Origin of the sequence: Hymenobacter busanensis (assembly GCF_008727865.1) — a bacterium.
GTDB lineage: Bacteria > Bacteroidota > Bacteroidia > Cytophagales > Hymenobacteraceae > Solirubrum > Solirubrum busanense.
On the sequence record NZ_VTWU01000003.1, the window covers coordinates 13,123 to 30,105 of the forward strand.

Annotated in this window: 15 protein-coding genes; 7 read left to right on the top strand and 8 right to left on the bottom strand. The window is 62.2% G+C overall.

Annotated features, from left to right (window positions below; translation table 11 throughout):
• Window positions 1-55: 55 nt before the first annotated feature.
• A complete protein-coding gene (glmS, locus tag F0P96_RS07965; RefSeq protein ID WP_151078339.1) occupies window positions 56-1,891 on the top strand; it encodes a glutamine--fructose-6-phosphate transaminase (isomerizing) in 1,836 nt (611 codons plus the stop codon).
• 100 nt (window positions 1,892-1,991) lie between these two features.
• On the opposite strand, the gene F0P96_RS07970 is transcribed toward glmS, so the two are convergent.
• The gene (locus tag F0P96_RS07970; RefSeq protein WP_151078340.1) at window positions 1,992-2,690 is read right to left on the bottom strand and encodes a 3-hydroxyacyl-CoA dehydrogenase family protein; all 699 of its coding nucleotides are present in this window, start codon (window positions 2,688-2,690) and stop codon (window positions 1,992-1,994) included.
• Between the two features lie 71 nt (window positions 2,691-2,761).
• On the opposite strand from F0P96_RS07970, the gene F0P96_RS07975 reads away from it, so the two are divergent.
• The 6 genes from F0P96_RS07975 to F0P96_RS08000 all read left to right on the top strand — a co-directional run bounded on the left by F0P96_RS07975 (window position 2,762) and on the right by F0P96_RS08000 (window position 7,157).
• Window positions 2,762-3,148 carry a RidA family protein gene (locus F0P96_RS07975; protein WP_151078341.1) on the top strand — a complete coding sequence of 129 codons (387 nt, stop codon included), beginning with the start codon at window positions 2,762-2,764 and terminating at the stop codon, window positions 3,146-3,148.
• Between the two features lie 70 nt (window positions 3,149-3,218).
• Window positions 3,219-3,413, top strand: a complete 195-nt coding sequence (locus F0P96_RS07980; RefSeq protein WP_151078342.1) for a hypothetical protein — start codon at window positions 3,219-3,221, stop codon at window positions 3,411-3,413.
• The gene (locus tag F0P96_RS07985) at window positions 3,413-4,030 is read left to right on the top strand and encodes a pentapeptide repeat-containing protein (protein WP_151078343.1); all 618 of its coding nucleotides are present in this window, start codon (window positions 3,413-3,415) and stop codon (window positions 4,028-4,030) included. Before F0P96_RS07980 ends, F0P96_RS07985 begins: the two co-directional genes overlap by 1 nt.
• A 135-nt stretch (window positions 4,031-4,165) precedes the next feature.
• Window positions 4,166-5,719: a glutamate--tRNA ligase gene (gene gltX / locus F0P96_RS07990; RefSeq protein WP_151078344.1), complete on the top strand. Its 1,554-nt coding sequence runs from the start codon at window positions 4,166-4,168 to the stop codon at window positions 5,717-5,719.
• A gap of 144 nt (window positions 5,720-5,863) precedes the next feature.
• Window positions 5,864-6,232 carry a hypothetical protein gene (locus F0P96_RS07995; RefSeq protein WP_151078345.1) on the top strand — a complete coding sequence of 123 codons (369 nt, stop codon included), beginning with the start codon at window positions 5,864-5,866 and terminating at the stop codon, window positions 6,230-6,232.
• Window positions 6,233-6,374: 142 nt separating this feature from the next.
• A complete protein-coding gene (locus F0P96_RS08000) occupies window positions 6,375-7,157 on the top strand; it encodes a TIGR00266 family protein (RefSeq protein ID WP_151078346.1) in 783 nt (260 codons plus the stop codon).
• A gap of 91 nt (window positions 7,158-7,248) precedes the next feature.
• Here the strand turns inward: F0P96_RS08000 and F0P96_RS08005 are convergent, their stop codons facing one another.
• From F0P96_RS08005 to F0P96_RS08035, 7 genes are all read right to left on the bottom strand, one after another.
• The gene (locus F0P96_RS08005) at window positions 7,249-7,467 is read right to left on the bottom strand and encodes a hypothetical protein (RefSeq protein WP_151078347.1); all 219 of its coding nucleotides are present in this window, start codon (window positions 7,465-7,467) and stop codon (window positions 7,249-7,251) included.
• A 122-nt stretch (window positions 7,468-7,589) separates the two neighbouring features.
• Window positions 7,590-8,099, bottom strand: coding sequence for a toxin-antitoxin system YwqK family antitoxin (locus F0P96_RS08010; protein ID WP_151078348.1), 510 nt, complete (start codon window positions 8,097-8,099; stop codon window positions 7,590-7,592).
• 64 nt (window positions 8,100-8,163) lie between these two features.
• Complete coding sequence (locus F0P96_RS08015; protein WP_235917428.1) at window positions 8,164-9,699, bottom strand: GH3 auxin-responsive promoter family protein; 1,536 nt, start codon at window positions 9,697-9,699, stop codon at window positions 8,164-8,166.
• A 275-nt stretch (window positions 9,700-9,974) separates the two neighbouring features.
• Window positions 9,975-10,706 (bottom strand): LPS export ABC transporter ATP-binding protein, encoded by a 732-nt coding sequence (lptB, locus tag F0P96_RS08020; protein WP_151078349.1) that lies wholly within the window; start codon window positions 10,704-10,706, stop codon window positions 9,975-9,977.
• A 113-nt stretch (window positions 10,707-10,819) separates the two neighbouring features.
• Window positions 10,820-12,694, bottom strand: a complete 1,875-nt coding sequence (locus F0P96_RS08025; protein WP_151078350.1) for a M61 family metallopeptidase — start codon at window positions 12,692-12,694, stop codon at window positions 10,820-10,822.
• Window positions 12,695-12,813: 119 nt separating this feature from the next.
• Window positions 12,814-14,535: a single-stranded-DNA-specific exonuclease RecJ gene (recJ, locus tag F0P96_RS08030; RefSeq protein ID WP_151078351.1), complete on the bottom strand. Its 1,722-nt coding sequence runs from the start codon at window positions 14,533-14,535 to the stop codon at window positions 12,814-12,816.
• A gap of 435 nt (window positions 14,536-14,970) precedes the next feature.
• On the bottom strand, window positions 14,971-16,851 hold the full coding sequence (locus F0P96_RS08035; RefSeq protein WP_151078352.1) for a tetratricopeptide repeat protein: 1,881 nt from the start codon (window positions 16,849-16,851) through the stop codon (window positions 14,971-14,973).
• Between the last annotated feature and the right edge of the window lie 132 nt (window positions 16,852-16,983).

Genomic DNA, 16,983 nt, shown 5'->3' on the forward strand with positions numbered 1-16,983 from the left:
TTGCGCCCGGCCGCGCCTGTCATTTTCCCAGACCCATCTTTTTCCCTAACGCCGTATGTGCGGAATAGTCGCTTACATCGGGCACCGTGAGGCTTGCCCCGTTATCCTGAAAGGCCTGCGGCGCCTGGAATACCGCGGTTACGACTCGGCTGGTGTCGCCCTGCTCAACGGGCAGCTGAACGTATACAAGAAGAAGGGCAAAGTGGCTGACCTGGAGGCGTTCATCGCCGACAAGGACATCCACGCGCACGTGGGCATGGGCCACACCCGCTGGGCCACGCACGGCGAGCCGAACGACGTGAATGCCCACCCGCACTACTCCACCTCGGAGCGCATTGCCATCATTCACAACGGCATCATCGAAAACTACGCGGCGCTGAAGAAGCACTTGCAGCAGCAGGGCCACGAGTTTCACTCCGATACCGATACGGAGGTGTTCGTTAACCTCATCGAGGAAATCCAGAAGCAGAATCACTGCACGCTGGAAGAAGCCGTACGCTTGGCCCTGCACGAAGTGGTGGGAGCGTACGCCATTGTGGTGCTCAGCAAAGACGCACCCGACCAGCTGATTGCAGCCCGTAAAGGTTCGCCTTTGGTGATTGGCGTGGGCGAAGGTGAGTTTTTCCTGGCTTCCGACGCAACGCCCATCATTGAGTACACCAACGAAGTGGTGTACGTGAACGACTACGAAATTGCGGTTATCCGCAACGGCAAGCTCGACATCCGCACCAAGGAAGATGTGGTGCAGACGCCTTACATCCAGAAGCTGGAGATGGAGCTCGACAGCATCGAGAAAGGCGGCTACGAGCACTTTATGCTGAAGGAAATCTTCGAGCAGCCGAAATCGATTCTGGACTCGATGCGCGGCCGTTTGGAGCTTGAGGCAGGCCACCTTAACATGGGCGGCGTGCGGGCGTTCGAGCAGAAGTTCATGAACGCCCACCGCATCATCATTGTGGCTTGCGGTACCTCGTGGCATGCCGGCTTGGTAGCCGAGTACCTGATCGAAGACCTGGCGCGCATTCCGGTGGAAGTGGAGTACGCTTCGGAATTCCGCTACCGCAACCCGGTGCTGTCGGAGCGCGACATCGTTATTGCCATTTCGCAATCGGGCGAAACGGCCGACACCCTGGCCGCGCTGGAGCTGGCCAAGAGCAAAGGCGCTACCATCTTTGGCATCTGCAACGTGGTGGGCTCGAGCATTGCCCGCGCCACCGACGCCGGTGCTTACACCCACGCCGGCCCCGAAATCGGGGTAGCCTCTACCAAGGCCTTCACGGCCCAGGTAACGGTACTCACTATTCTGGCCATGATTGTGGGCCACCGCCGCGGCACGCTCTCCGACGTGAAGCTGCGCGAGCTGATGGTGGAACTCTACACGATTCCGCAGAAAGTGGAGAAGGCGCTGGAGCTCGACACGGAAATTCAGCAGATTGCCGAAATCTTCAAGGACGCCACCAACTTCCTGTACCTGGGCCGCGGCTACAACTTCCCCGTAGCGCTGGAAGGTGCGCTGAAGCTGAAGGAAATCAGCTACATCCACGCCGAAGGCTACCCGGCCGCCGAAATGAAGCACGGCCCGATTGCCCTCATCGACGAGAACATGCCGGTGGTGGTCATTGCCACGCGCGACAGCTCGTACGAGAAAATCGTGTCGAACATCCAGGAAGTGAAGGCCCGCAAAGGCCGCATCATTGCGGTGGTGAGCGAAGGCGACACCACGATTCCGCCGATGGCCGAGTTTGTAGTGGAAGTGCCTCATACCTCGGAGGTGCTCATGCCGCTGGTATCGGTAGTGCCGCTGCAGTTGCTTTCGTACCACATTGCCGTGCTGCGTGGCTGCAACGTCGACCAGCCGCGTAACCTGGCTAAGTCGGTGACGGTGGAATAATTCCGCATTTGCTTTTGCATAGAAGAGCCGCTTCGGAAGCATCCGAAGCGGCTCTTTTTGTTGCGCACTTGGGCGACGCCGACCTGGGGCCTAGTTCGGGCTACAGGGCAAACGACTCTTCCTGCTGCACCATGCGCTTGAGCAGCGGGCAGATCTTGTACCGCTCGTCGTGGGTGTCCTGCCACATGGCTTCCAGCACTTCGTATACCCGCGCTACCCCGATGGCATTAGCCCACTCGAACGGACCTTTGGGGTAGTTGGTGCCCAGCTTCATGCCCAGGTCGATGTCGCGCACCGAGGCGGTGCCTTCCTGCAAAGTGTAGCAGGCTTCGTTGATAATCATGCAGACCACGCGGGGCGTGATGAGTCCCACACGGTCTTCCACCACGCGGAAATCGGTGCCGAGGGCGGCGCAGGTTTCGGCGAGCTTATCGGCATCGGCGGCGTGGAGCAGGCTGGTTTCCAGCAGCGGCCGATTGATGAGCGTAGGCAGGCCGCAGAAGCCAAATACCGGGTAAACCGGGCGGTTGCGCCCGCCGAAGCGCGAAGCCAACGACTCGGTAGCACCTTCCACAAACACCACGACGCCTTCTTTCTCTTCGTAGAGCGGGCCGTAGTTGCCGAAATCGAAGACCACGTCCACCGTCGGCAGCACGTCGTCGAGTACCTGCATGGCGGCTTCGGCGTCGTCGACGAGGCGCGTGTCGGCATCGGGCACGAAAGTGTATTGGTGTTGAGGACCAAATTTCTGGCGCAGTTCCGCGGCTACGTGGTGGCCGTCGAGGACGAGTAGGTGCATCGTTTTGGCTAAGTTCAGGCCACGAAAGTAGGGCTTCGGCCCGCATCCTCCGTTTTCTCCCCTCGATTCCGATGACCAACACCATCATCCAGACCAGCAACGCCCCGGCCGCCATTGGGCCCTACAGCCAAGCCGTGCAGGCCGGCAGCACCGTGTACGTGTCGGGCCAGATTGCCCTCGACCCGCAAAGTGGCCAAATCATTGGCGAGGGCGACGTATCGGCCCAAACCCACCAAGTGATGCGCAACCTGCAAACCGTGTTGACGGCGGCCGGCTACGGCCTGCAGGACGTGGTGAAGTGCAGCATTTTCGTCAAAGACCTCGGCCATTTCGGCACCATCAACGAGCTGTACGGCTCGTACTTCGGCGCCGGCCCCTACCCCGCCCGCGAAACCGTGGAGGTGAGCCGCTTGCCGAAGGACGTGCTGGTGGAAATTTCGTGCATCGCGGTAAAATAGCCGGGCACAATATGGTTGAGTAAAAGTCCGTTTCGAAGGCAGCTTGCGCACCAGCGCGGGCACCGCCAACATGAAAGAACTCGGACTCGGCTTGCTCCTTATCGGTTTGGTTTCGATGGTACTGCCATTTGTGCAGGGCCGCGAAACTCATTTCATTTTCCTGACCTGGATTGACCAATGGGGCCCAACGGTGGCGTGGTTGATTCGGGGCGGCATCGCGCTGCTGGGGCTGGTGCTCTGGCTAAGCTTTAAGAACCGTGACTGATGCGTAAATCTGCCGCCCGCAAACCGGCCAAACCGCTGAGCAAGCCCTCCTACTTTCCAGAAGGCCAAGTGCTGACGCGCACGATGCCGCCGGAGCTGGCCGGGCAGCGCGAATTCGAGGAGTTTCACTTCATCGGCTTCGACTTCAGCCAGACCAGCCTGAGCGGCTGGCGGTTCACGGACTGTCGGTTCGAGAACTGCAACCTGGCCGGGACCAGCATTGCCAACACGGCTTTTCAGAACGTGGCTTTTGATGGCTGCAAGCTGCTGGGTCTCCCCTTTCAGGCCTGCCGCGACATGCTCTTTGCCGTGCATTTTGACCACTGCCAGCTTGCCTATGCCTCGTTTCACGGCCGCAGCCTGCCCAATACCCGCTTTGTGGGCTGCTCCATGCAGGAAGTCGATTTCACCCACGCCGACCTCACGCAGGCGGTCTTTCAGGACTGTCAGCTACGGCGCGCGGTGTTTCGCCAGTCCAAGCTCAACGGCACCGATTTCAGCACCGCCCAGGAAGTGACGCTCGACCCGGCGCTGAACGAGGTGAAGAACGCCCGCTTTGCGCTCAGCAGCCTGCCCGGCCTACTCACGCAGTTTGAGCTGGATATCGTGAATAACTAAATGGTCGACCCACTGGCAAATTCTTCCAGTCTAGCTGGACAATCAACCCTTTAACAATTTAGCCGTTCCCTTCCCGTACCTTTGCGCCGCGTTTTGGCCCCGGCAGTTGGTTGGGGCCGACATTGTCGTTTTCGTATGGAAAGAGAAGTTCGGGTGCGGTTTGCACCCAGTCCTACCGGCCCGCTGCACATCGGCGGCGTGCGCACTGCGCTCTATAACTACCTGCTGGCCCGCAAGTTGGGCGGCAAGATGCTGCTGCGTATCGAGGACACCGACCAGAACCGCTTCGTGCCCGGCGCCGAGCAGTACATCATGGACTCGCTGCGCTGGTGCGGCATCGAGATTGACGAAGGCATTGAGCAGGGCGGCCCGCACGCCCCCTACCGCCAGAGCGAGCGGAAACCCATGTACCGCCAGTACGCCGACCAGCTCATCCGGGACGGTTACGCCTACTATGCCTTCGACACGCCCGAGGAGCTGGACGCCATGCGCGCCCGCCTGACGGCCGCCAAGGTGCCCAACCCGCAGTACAACAGCATCACGCGCACCCAGATGCGCAACTCGCTTACGCTGCCCGAAACCGAGGTGCAGCAGCTGCTCGACGCGGGCGCGCCCTACGTGATTCGCCTGAAGGTGCCGCGCAAGGAAGAGGTGCGTTTCAACGACCTGATTCGCGGCTGGGTGGTGGTGCATTCGTCTTCGATTGACGACAAGGTGCTGATGAAGTCGGACGGCATGCCGACGTATCACTTGGCCAACATCGTGGACGACCACCTGATGGAAATTACCCACGTCATTCGGGGCGAAGAGTGGCTGCCCTCGGCGCCGCTCCACGTGCTGCTGTACCGCTACCTGGGCTGGGAAAGCACCATGCCGCAGTTTGCCCACTTGCCGCTGCTGCTCAAGCCCGACGGCACCGGCAAGCTGAGCAAGCGCGACGGCGACAAGCTGGGCTTCCCGGTATTCCCGCTGGAATTCCACGGCACCGACGCCGAAACCGGCCAGCCTACCGTGAGCAGCGGCTACCGCGAATCGGGCTACCTGCCCGAAGCGTTCATCAACTTCCTGGCCTTTCTGGGCTGGAACCCCGGCACGCAGCAGGAAATCTTCTCGATGGACGAGCTGATCGAGGCCTTCTCGATTGAGCGCGTAAGCAAGTCGCCGGCCCGCTTCGACCAGAACAAAGTGCGCTGGTACAACGAGCAATACCTGCGCGCCAAGCCCGACGCGGAGTTGGCCCAGTACCTGCTGGAGGCGCTGTCGAAGCAGGGTATCGGCAACGTGCCCGCCGACAAAGCCGAGCAGATTGCCGGTTTGGTAAAAGAGCGCGCCACCTTCCCGGCCGACCTAGCCAAGGAAGCCCAGTTGTTCTTCCAGCGTCCAACGGGCTACGACGAGCAGGTTATCAGCAAGAAGTGGAACGCGCAGGTTGCCGGTGCCCTCGCCGCTTTTGCCCAGGAGTTGCCCGCTGCCGCCGACACCACACCCGACGGCATCAAGGCCCTGCTCACACAGGTGGTCGAAGGCCAGGGCATGAAGCTGGGCCAGGTGCTGCAAGCTTTGCGCGTGGCCGTGACGGGTGCCGCCGCCGGCCCCGACCTCATGGCCATCATGAGCATTCTAGGGCCGCAGGAAACAGCCCAGCGCATCCAGGCAGCTGTGGAACAGCTAGCAGGGTCGGCGGCGTAACATTCGCCGCCCGCTATTTTTTGCATCCGTAGGCCGGGCCGTTGCGTAGTTGGTAAGCTACGCGGCGGCCCGGTTCGGTTTTTGGCCCGGCAGTTACGCCGCGTGGTTTCCACCCTGACTCATTTGCCGTTCGGCGCGACCCTCATGGCCAAGAAACCCGTCAAGAAAAAGCAACAAGACCCCGACAAAAAGCCGCGGGTACACAAGGAGCTGGAAGGCTTCGAAATCAAGGTAAACCCGCTGGGCGAAATCACCTCCAGCTACTCCATCGAGCAGATCAACGAGTTTCTCAACCGCCACGTGCGCGACAAGAAATTGGTGAACCGCGACGGACAGTTTGGCGAGAAAGTGGAGGAAGAAGAGGAGTTTCCGGTGGAAGAAGGCCACGCCGAGGAGCCCGAGGAGTCGGATGAGGATTTCATGCGCCGCACTTCCAAAGAAGCCAAGAAAAAGAAGTCGGCCGAGGACGACGACACGGCCCTGCCGCCGGCGACTTCGGTCGAAGCCGACTAGTCGTTTTCCAACCCATGTGTGCCGCCGGCGGGCGGGTGCCCTCTGCCCAAGCGAAACTTCAGGCAAGGGAGCCTGCCCGCCGGCGGCACGCATTTATAGCTACTTCGTTATACTTGCCGCGTCATCTTCCATCCTTTTTCCCATGAACTCCCACGACGTCGATTACCGCATCCTCGGCCACGATATTCAAGTGCTTGAAGTTGAGCTAGACCCCGGCGAAACCGTTATTGCCGAAGCTGGCACCATGGTATACATGGAAGAAGCTATTGCCTGGGATACTCGCATGGGCGACGGCTCGGAGCCTGATCAAGGGTTTTTCGGCAAGCTCTTGTCAGCTGGGTCGCGCCTCATCACGGGCGAGTCGTTGTTTATGACGCACTTCACCCACGCCGGCTCGCACGGCAAGGCCAAAGTTGGCTTCTCGGCCCCCTACCCCGGCACCATCATGCCGCTCGATTTGCGCAGCCTGCCGCAAGGCCTCATTGCCCAAAAAGACGCGTTTCTGGCCGCGGCCCGTGGCACCAAGCTGGCCATCCACTTCAACCAGCGCTTGGGCGCGGGCTTCTTCGGCGGCGAAGGCTTCATTCTGCAAAAGATTACCGGCGACGGCAAAGCCTTCATCCACGCCGGCGGCACCGTGATTGAGCGCACCCTGCGCAATGAGATGCTGCGCGTCGACACCGGTTGCGTGGTGGCCTTCGAGCCCAGCATCGATTTCAGCGTGGCCCGCGCTGGCAACCTCAAGTCGATGATTTTTGGGGGCGAAGGGCTGATGCTGGCCACGCTGCGCGGCTCGGGTCGCGTGTGGCTGCAGTCGATGCCGGTGAAGAAGCTCATCCAAGCTCTGGCGCCCAACGGCGGCAACGCCCGCAAGGAAAGCGGCAGTGTCCTCGGCAACCTCGTCGGCGGCATTCTGGACGAATAACGCCTGTACTTGCCCGCAAACGCCAAGGGCCCGGCCACTGTCAGCAGTGGCCGGGCCCTTGGCTTATAGAGTAATGGCAGAACGAGGCAGGCTATTCCGTGCTGGCGACGCTGGAATATTCGGCGTTATCGGAGCCGGCTTGCGAGGCAATGACCCCCAAACTGACCAGCAGGATGACGATGAACAGGCCGAGGAGGCCGGCTACGGCACGGGAGCTAAGCGTGGGCTTGGGTTCTGAGAGGCGGTGGCGCTTCCGGCGCGAGGTGTACGGGCGGGAAGCCTGGGACGAGGAAACAGTTAAGGTGGACAAAGGACGCGACCGTTAGGTGGAAACAGTTGCACTAATCTATATTATTTTATTAAAAATACCATAACGCATTAAAATATTTTAGTAACCATATTAACAATCAGTAGTCGAATATATCTACGTGTTTAGCGGGCTACGCGCTGGAGCGTAGTTCCTTCCAAAACGCCATTGTTGTATTGCTCAACCGCTGTAACCTGGCCGTGGTCGTCACGCCGTTGCCAGGTTCCGAACCAGTAGTAATGCACAGTATCTGCCGTGAATACCAAGCGGGCCTGCCCCCGGGCAGCCAACTGACCATTCGGGTGAAAGTCCTCAATCAACACCAGGCCGTGCCGCCGATACCGTTCGGTGCGTGAGCGGTACCCGTCGGGATGCGCATAGGTCCAACGGCCTACGGGGCGACCGTGGCGGTAACGGCCGCGGGAAATGCACATTGTCTGAGCCGAATCGTAGTACTCGCGCCAAGGCCCTTCACGCAGGCCCGCTTTGCCAAAGCGGTTGCGCGACCAGAAACCGATAGGCACGCGCGTGCTCTGGCAGCTACTCAGCAGCACGAACAGTAGCAGAAAAGGCCAACTCCAGCGCACTATCGTGCGGACACGACGCAGGCGGTTTATCGGCAATGCGGTTGGCATAAGACTGACGGCAGTGACGGATGAATGTCCTGCCGCCAATCTATAACTAATATTTTAGTTATGCCTATGCCGGCGCCAGCAATTCGTCGACCAACTCTCGGGAATTGCTTAGGCGGGGTACTTTGTGCTGGCCACCGAGCTTGCCCCGACGGGCCAGCCAGCCAGAAAACGTACCGGGCTCCACTACCGTCAGCACGGGCGGCTGCAGGGCGAGGTTGCGGTGGCGCTTGGCGTCGTAGTCGGAGTTGAGCTGGCGCAGGGTAGTGTCGAGCACGGCGGCGAACTGCGCGGCATCGGCGGGTGGCTGGGCAAACTCAATCAGCCACTGGTGGCCGCCGCGGGAGCCGGCGCCGGCTTCGAAGTAGATGGGTGCGGCCGTGAAGTCGCGCACGAGGGCACCGGTAGCTTCGGCGGCGGCGGCCACGGCAGCTTCGGCGTTTTCCACCACTACTTCCTCGCCGAATGCGTTCAGAAAGTGCTTGGTGCGGCCCGAAATACGGATGCGGTAGGGCATTACCGACGTGAAGCGTACGGTGTCGCCGATGCGGTAGCGCCACAGGCCGGCGTTGGTGCTGATGATGATGGCGTAGCTCGGGCCGACTTCCACCTCGGCCAGGGTGAGCGTGCGGGGCTGCTCGCGGTCCAGCTCGTCGGCAGGAATGAACTCGTAGTAGATGCCGTGGTCGAGCAGCAACAGCAGGTCGGGGCAGTCGGGCTGGTCCTGAAAGGCGAGGTAGCCTTCGGAGGCGTTGTAGATTTCGAGGTAGCGCATGTGCTCCGCCGGAATCAGCTGGCGGAATACTTCGCGGTAGGGCCCGAAGGCCACGGCCCCGTGCAGAAACAGACGCAAATTGGGCCAGACTTCGGTGATGGGCACACCACCGGCCAACTCCGACACGCGCCGCAGCAGCAGGATCATCCAGGTGGGCACACCCGCCAGCGTCACCACGTTTTCGTGCAGCACGTGCTGGGCCATGCGCTCCAGCTTCTCCTCCCACTCGTCGAGCAGGGCCAGTTCCAGCGGCGGGGTGCGGCGGTTTTGGGCCCAGCGCGGCAGGTTGTGCATGATGACGGCCGATACGTCGCCCACGTGCGAGTCAGGGTCGTCGGGGCGGAAAGGATTGGGGGCGTGCGAACCGCCAAGGGCCAGGGTTTTGCCGCGCAGTACGCCGGCATCGGGGTAGAGCGTGTTGGCCAGGGCCACCATGTCGCGGCCGGCGCGGTAGTGGCCGTCTTCCAGCGCCTCGGCCGTAACGGGTATGTACTTGGAGCGGGCGTTGGTGGTGCCCGACGACTTGGCAAACCACTCCACCCGGCCGGGCCAGAGCACGTCGGCCTCACCGTGTAGCACTTGCTCGATGCGCGGGTACAGCTCCTCGTAGCTGCTTACGGGCACGCGCCGGGCAAATTCCGTGGCCGTGAGGCCCTCGGCGTAACCGTAGTCGCGGCCCCAGGCGGTGTGGCGGGCGGTGTGCACGAGGTAATGCAGCAGTTGCTCCTGCAGTTCGTGCGGACGGGTGCGCACGTCGTCCAGGCGCGCGAGGCGTCGCTTCAGGGCCCAGCCCAGAATGGCAGATGCTGCAGTTTCAACGGATTTCACGGGGGCAAGAAGCGCGGCTACGGGTGGAAGGTGTGCGGTAAGACGCGCGGCGGGCGTATTTGGTTGGCGAAACGGGCCGATGGGTTAGCGGGCGGCCTGGGTAGCCGATGGTAAGCAGTGGTTTTGCTGCTGAAAGCCAGTCGCCCGTCATGCAAAGCGTGAGCGAAGCATCTCGCGTGTTTGGCCCGATAGTAAATTCAACATCAGCACGCGAGATGCTTCGCCTGCGGCTCTGCATGACGTCCAATACTCATCGAAAGCCACTCCGCGCACACTTAAATCTTGCGCTTGTACTCGAAGTGCTTGCCCAGGTATACGCGGCGCACGGTTTCGTCGGCGGCCAGTTCTTCGGCGGTGCCGGCTTTCAGCAGCTTGCCCTCGAAGAGCAGGTAGGCGCGGTCGACGATGCTAAGGGTCTCGTTCACGTTGTGGTCGGTGATGAGGATGCCGATGTTCTTGTGCTTGAGCTTGGCCACAATGCCCTGGATTTCCTCCACCGCAATGGGGTCGACGCCGGCAAAGGGCTCGTCGAGGAGCACGAACTTGGGGTCGACTGCGAGGGCGCGGGCAATTTCGGTGCGGCGCCGCTCGCCGCCGCTCAGCACCCGGCCCAGGTTTTTGCGCACGTGCGTGAGGCTAAACTCGTTCAGCAGCTCCTCCACCTTGTCGCGCTGGGCCTGCTTGCTCATCTTCGTCATTTCGAGCACCGAGAGAATGTTTTCCTCCACCGACAAGTCCCGAAACACCGAGGCTTCCTGCGCCAGGTAGCCGATGCCGAGGCGGGCGCGCTGGTAAATGGGCAGGGTGGTAATGTCTTTATCGTCGAGGAATACCTTGCCGGAGTTGGGCTTCACCATGCCCACCGTCATGTAGAACGAGGTGGTTTTGCCCGCCCCGTTGGGGCCCAGCAAGCCCACGATTTCGCCCTGCTCCACGTGCAGGCTCATGTCGTTGACGACGGTGCGTTGCTTGTATTTCTTGACGAGGTGTTCGGCGCGCAGAATCATGGGGGGCAAAGGTAACGCGTCGTTTGGGATGGGGCTGATTTGGGCGTACGCGTCAGCGGAACGAACACGCACGGGTTTTCGCCTATCCGTTTTTCTGCTACGCCCCAATACTCCTACCCCTTCTGGCCCAGCAGTTGGCGGCGCAGGGCCTGCTGGGCAGGCGTGGCGTCGGGGTTGGGCTCCAGCAGGTTCTTGATTTCGACTTCGTAAGCCTTGGGCCGGGCTTCGCGCTCCACGGTGGGGGCGGTGCCGCGGCGGTAGGTGAGGCGGGCGGGGGCCTCCACGGCGCCCAGCAGGGGGCGCAGCAGCTGCTCGGCGGTTTGCAGCGTCACGGGCTGGCCGTTCACGGCCACAATGGCGTCGCCGTTCTGCAGGCCGAAGGCGTTGTCGGCGGCGTCGGTTTCGGCGGCCTCAAACTGTTCCTTGCTTTGGTTGTAGCGGAAGCCGATTTTGCCGAAGGCCATGACGCGGCGCGGCGTGCGGGCAGCGTAGTTCCACCCGATTTTGCCGATGTACTCGGTAAGCGGCAGAGGCTGGTCGCCCACTACGTAGGCGTCGAAGAACTGCTGCACCTGCGGGTGCGTGAGGGCCACGATTTCGGGAATCAGCTGCGCGTCTTCAAACGAGCGGGTGGGACCGTACTTCTGGCGCAGGGCCAGCAGCACGTCGCGCAACGTCTGCTTGCCCTGGGTCAGCTCCTGAATGCGGATGTCGAGCAGCCAGCCGATGAGGGCGCCTTTCTGGTACACGTTGTCGTACATCTGGTCGTAAGGCTTCTCCAGAATGCGGCGGCTCATCTCGGTAAACGACACGGTGGGGTACTTCTGGGTGCCCTCAATCTTCTCGCGCATGGTCTGGCGGAACTGTTCCTCAGTGGTGAGGCCGGCGCGCACCTGCGCCAGGTGGGCGAAGTACTCCGTCACGCCCTCGTAGAGCCACAAATGCTGCGACATGCGGGGGTTGCGGAAGTCGAACTCCCCGATTTCGCGCGAGTGGATGTTAAGCGGGGCTAGCATGTGCAGAAACTCGTGCGAGGAAATCTCGCGCACCATCTCGCTCAGCTGCTCCGGCGTTTGCCGCTCGGGCATGAAGTACAGCGACGAGTACGAGTGCTCCATGGCCCCGTAGGAGCCGCTTTGCCGGTTCACCACCCGCGAGGTCTGAAAGTCGGGGAAGTACATCAGGAAATAGTACCGAGGCACCGGCATCTGCCCGAAAAACTGCCCCAGCGCCTCGGCCATGGGCCGCAGAATCTCGCGCACCTGCCCCGCGTGCACCTTGCCCGACTCCGACACCACGGCCACGTGAATGCGCGCCCCGCCCACGCTCAGGCTGGCCGTATCGGCCGGAGCGTAGAGAATGGGGCCGTCGGCTAGGGTCACGTAGCTGTCGGCCGTGAATACGTCCTGCTCGGCGCCGTGGCGGGTGGGCAGGGCGGTGGCGGCATACAATGTGGGCGCGTGCTGCACCGTCACCTCGTAGGGCCGCATTTTGTAATTCTGGGTGGCACCTTCGAGGTAGCCGTAGAGGCCGTAGTGGTTGAGCACCAGGTTGGGTTGGGCGGCGCCGGCGTCGAAGTTGGTGCCGCCGGGCTGAAACACGTAGTTGTCGGTGAACGAGGCGTCCCAGGTATCGTCCACGCGGTATTCCAGCCGGGCCAGGTTCTGGGCCTTCTCAATCACGAAGAGGTTGGGCCCGTCCTGGCGCACTTTCAGCTTCTTGCCCTTGGCATCCAGGGCCTGAAAACCCTGTACGAAGCGGCCGTAGTCTTTCTTGGAGTAGGAACCGGGCACCACGCTCGGCATCACGTAGGTCACCTGGCTTTCCGCCACCGGCGGCGTGTCGATAGTAATCCTAAGTTGGTCGGAGGTGGCGGCCGGCCGGGTATCCACGTTGATGCGGTAGCCCGGAGCCGCGGCGGGCGTTTGGGCGTGGCCCGGCGAGGTCAGCAGCAGGCCCAGGCCGGCGGCTACGAGTAGTGCTTTCATCGGGAAGTGGGCGCGGGCAGAGAGCAAGCCGCGCTGCTTAAAGGTACCGCAAACGGCGCTGCCGTTGCAGGGAAACAACGACCAACTCTTCTCCTTTTCTGGCAGCTTTCTGGCTACTGCTAGTTCCAGCCGATGTCCTTCAGGCGCAGCTGCAGGGTTTTCTGACCGCGGTACTCGTTCACGTCCACGGTGTAGCACACACTGAAGTGCTGGCCGCGGGTAATCCGGTCGTAGTGGTCGGCGAGGCCGAAGCCGATGGCTTCTACATTGCCCGAGCCTTCCTGCGTTAGGGTGAGCTTGAGGTGCGAGTTGCCCACCACCTTGGCCGAGCCGGGCACAATGCGCACGTCGGTCGACTCGAACACCGGGTTGGTGTTGCCGGGGCCGAAGGGCTCCATCTGGTGCAGCAGGTTGTAGAAGCTCCACGAAATATCTTCCAGCCGCAGCGGCAGGTCGATTTCCACCGGCGGAATCGTCTGCTCGTCGGTGAGGCGCGCGGCCACCACCTGCTCGAACCGTTCGCGGAAGGCCTTCACGTTTTCGAGCGGCATGGTGAGGCCGGCCGCGTACATGTGCCCGCCGTACTGGTCGAGCAAATCGGCGCACTCCACAATGGCCTGGTGCACATCGAAGCCCACCACCGAGCGGGCCGAGCCGGTGGCCTTGCCGTTCGATTCGGTGAGGATGACCGTGGGACGGTAGTACTTGTCGAGGCAGCGCGAGGCCACAATGCCGATGACGCCCTTGTGCCAGTCCTGCTTGAAGAGCACCGTGGCGCGGGCGTTGCGCAGCATCTGGTCGGCTTCCAGCATCTGCAGGGCCTCCTCGGTAATGCGGGTATCGAAGCCGCGACGCTCGGTGTTGGTTTTGTCCACCACGTTGGCCTTGGCCAGCGCTTCTTCCGCCGATTCGGCCAGCAGCATCGACACGGCCCGCTTGGCGTCGCCGAGGCGGCCGGCGGCATTGATGCGCGGCGCGAAGCCGAACACGAGGCTGCTCACCGTGAGCGGGCCTTCGCGCAGGCCGGCCAGCTGGCGCAGGGCGTCGAAGCCGGCGCGCGGGGAGCGGGTACGGTCGTTGAGGCGCTTGAGGCCGTGGTACACCAGCGTGCGGTTTTCGCCCGTAATGGGCACGATGTCGGCGGCAATGCTCACGGCCAGCAAATCCATCAGCTCGTGCAGCGGGGCCTCATCGAAACCCTGGGCCTGGCACAAGGCCTGCATCAGCTTGAAGCCCACGCCGCAGCCGGATAGCTCCTTGAACGGGTACGCGCAGTCGGCGCGCTTGGGGTCGAGCACGGCCACGGCGGCGGGCAGCTCGGCGCCCGGCAGGTGGTGGTCACAAATGATGAAGTCGACGCCCCGCTCGTTGGCGTAGGCCACCTTGTCGACCGATTTCACGCCGCAGTCCAGCGCCACAATCAGCTTGAAGCCGTTGTCGGCGGCCCAGTCGATGCCCTGGGTGGAAATGCCGTAGCCCTCGGTGTAGCGGTCGGGAATGTAGTAGTCGATGCGGGCCGGGCCGAACAAGGGGCGCAGGTACGAGTACACCAAGGCCACGGAGGTGGTGCCGTCCACGTCGTAATCGCCGTACACCAGCACTTTTTCTTCCTGAAACAGCGCCTCGGTGAGGCGCTGCACGGCGCGGTCCATGTCGCGCATCAGCAGCGGGTCGTGCAGGGTATCCACGGCCGGCCGGAAGTAGGCCTTGGCTTCGTCGAAGGTACAGATGCCGCGCTGGCAAAGCAGGGCAATAACAGCCTCGTTGACGCGCAGGGCGGCCGCCAGGTCGCGTACGTGTTGCGGATCGGGGGCGGGCTTACGAATCCAGCGTTTTAACATAGAAAGCAGCAGTACAGGCGCGGCAGCGGTATACTTCAAAAGTACAAAGAAAACCCCGCGTTCCGGCGTGCAGAGCCGGGTCTGCGTATCTTTGCGGCCTCTCCTGCCCTCTTCCGGCCCATGCAACGCCTCCGCGACTTTTACCAGCGCTACAAGCAGTACATCCTCAGCGACGGGCTGATGTACCTGGCGTTTATTCTGGCGCTGGTGCTCATGTTCGTGTTTTTCGGGTAGGGCTGAAAGCGCCTGCCTTTTCTTCGCTTCGTTCGCAACGACCGGCGCGGCATAGCCAAACGAGCCTGACAAACCGAAGCTGTTTTCGGTTTGTCAGGCTCGTCAAGTTTCTACCTTCGAAAAGGCCCTTTTGCTTGCCTTCGTCTTCCTTCGGGTCACGTTGCGCGCAATGGCAAGCATGCGCCCTTCGCCTCCGCAATGTTACTGCGGTACGGCGTCGCCGCGGAGCTTGCGGACGTGCTTGCGGGCATCGGCTACGTAGATGCTGCCGGGGTACTTGATGAGCAGCTTGGTGTAAAGCTCCTGCGCCGCTACGCGGTCCTGGCGGTTTTCTTCCTCAATCTGAGCTGTCAGATACAGTGCGTCGTCGGAGAGGATATCGTACTTGGGGTTTTCGGTAATGCGCTGGAGGGTGGCTACGGCACCAGCGTAATCGCCCATGCGGCGCTGCAGCTGGGCTTTGAGGTACCAGCTTTCGTCGGTGAGGGCGTGGCCGGGGTATTTCAGCAGCAGCGCATCGAGGGCTTTCTGGGCTTCGGGGAGCTTGTTCTGAAACACCAGCAGCTCGGCGGCGGCGTAGTCGCGCAGAGCTACCCCGGCGGTGTCCATGGCCGTATTGTCGCCGATGAGCAGGCTGAGCTGCATGGCGTCGTTGGCAATTTCGCGGCTGGTGGCCAGCTTCAGAATGTCGAGGTGCGACTGAGCCAGCTTAAAGTCGCCGGCGAAGTAGCTCAGGCGGGCGTTGCGCAGCTTGGCCTCGTAGCCCAGCGGTGAGTCTTTGTGCGACTTCTCCACCTGCGAATACAGCAGCGTGGCTTCCCAGGGCTCGGCGCGCAACAGGTAAATGTCGCCCAGCGCAATCTTGGCCTCGTCCACCAGCGTAGCGTCGGCCCGCGGCAGGTCAATGACCTCTTGCAGCAGCTTCATGCCCTGCTGCTTGTCGTCGAGCTGGAAAGCGTAGAGCAGGGCCAGGTTGCGGATGGTTTCGGCCGTTTGGGCCGTGCGGCCGTAGTCGGTCAGCAGCTGCTGGTAGTCGACCACCAGGGCCTGCAGCTTGGCTTTATCCACGGGGAAAGTGTTGCGTACCTGCTCTTCGCGGGCCAGGATAACGCGCTGCTGGGCCAACTGCCCAAACTGGCCACTGCGGTACTCGCGGCTCACGTACTGGTAGCCTTCGATGGCCGCGTCGTAGTCTTTGTTGCGTTGGGCCACGGCAGCCACATCCATCACGCGGCTGCCCTCGGTGCGTTGGCGCCGGTCGAGGGCGCGGGCCTGTACCAAGGCGCCGGTGAAGTCGCGGCGCTGCAGGTAAAGCCACAGCAGCAGCTCGGCGTAGCCAGCACGGTCGGGCTGCTGTTGCGCGCGGGTGAGCAGCAGCTTCTCCAGCGTGTCAAAATCCTGGTCGGTGCGCAGGCTGTTTTGCAGCATGTTGCGCACAAAGGGCAGCTGCTGCTCGTCCTGGTCGACGAGGCGCAGGGTTTCGCTGAGTAGGCCGGCGGTGTTGCCGGTGCGGGTATAGAGCTGCACCAGTTGCGGGCTGTACTCGGCGTCGTTTTTGGCCAGCTCGCGGCCGCGCAGGTAGGTGCGCTGCACCCAGCGCGGCAGCTCCCGCTGCTGAAACTCGGTGGCCACCGGCACCACCTGCTCGGGTGTAAGGCGGGCCAATACTTGGCTGTATTGTTTGCTGGCGGTAGCGGTGTCGCCGCTGGCGGCGTACACGCTGCCCAGGGCCACGGCCAAGGTCGGTTCGTTGGGGTTGCGGCGCAGGGCTTTCTTGGCCAGCTTCTCGGCGTCCTTGTACTTCTTCAGCTCCACCAGCACGCGCAGGTACTCGGGTAGCACGTTGGGTGCCTGCTGCACGTCGTTGGGCAACTCCTCAAACATAGCTTCGGCTTTCAGCCACTCGCCGCGACGGGCAAAGTAGCGGGCCATGCTCAGGGGCGAGCCGTCGGTGGGCGGCCGCACAGCTGCTGGCTCCAGGTCCATGCCGGGTACTTGGGCCGCTACCGGTCCGGCCACCAGCAACGCGGCGGACAGCGCCGCCCAGCGGCTGTATTTCTGCACTTCAGGAAGCAAACGCATGCTCGGGAAATCGGTAAAAGGCCGGCCCGCCGGGCGGGTACCGCTGGTAACACGGCCGCTGTCGTTTTCATTCAGCCGGGCGGCAGCTTCGAAAGATGCCGGAATTGCCACACGGTTGCGCACAAAAAAGGG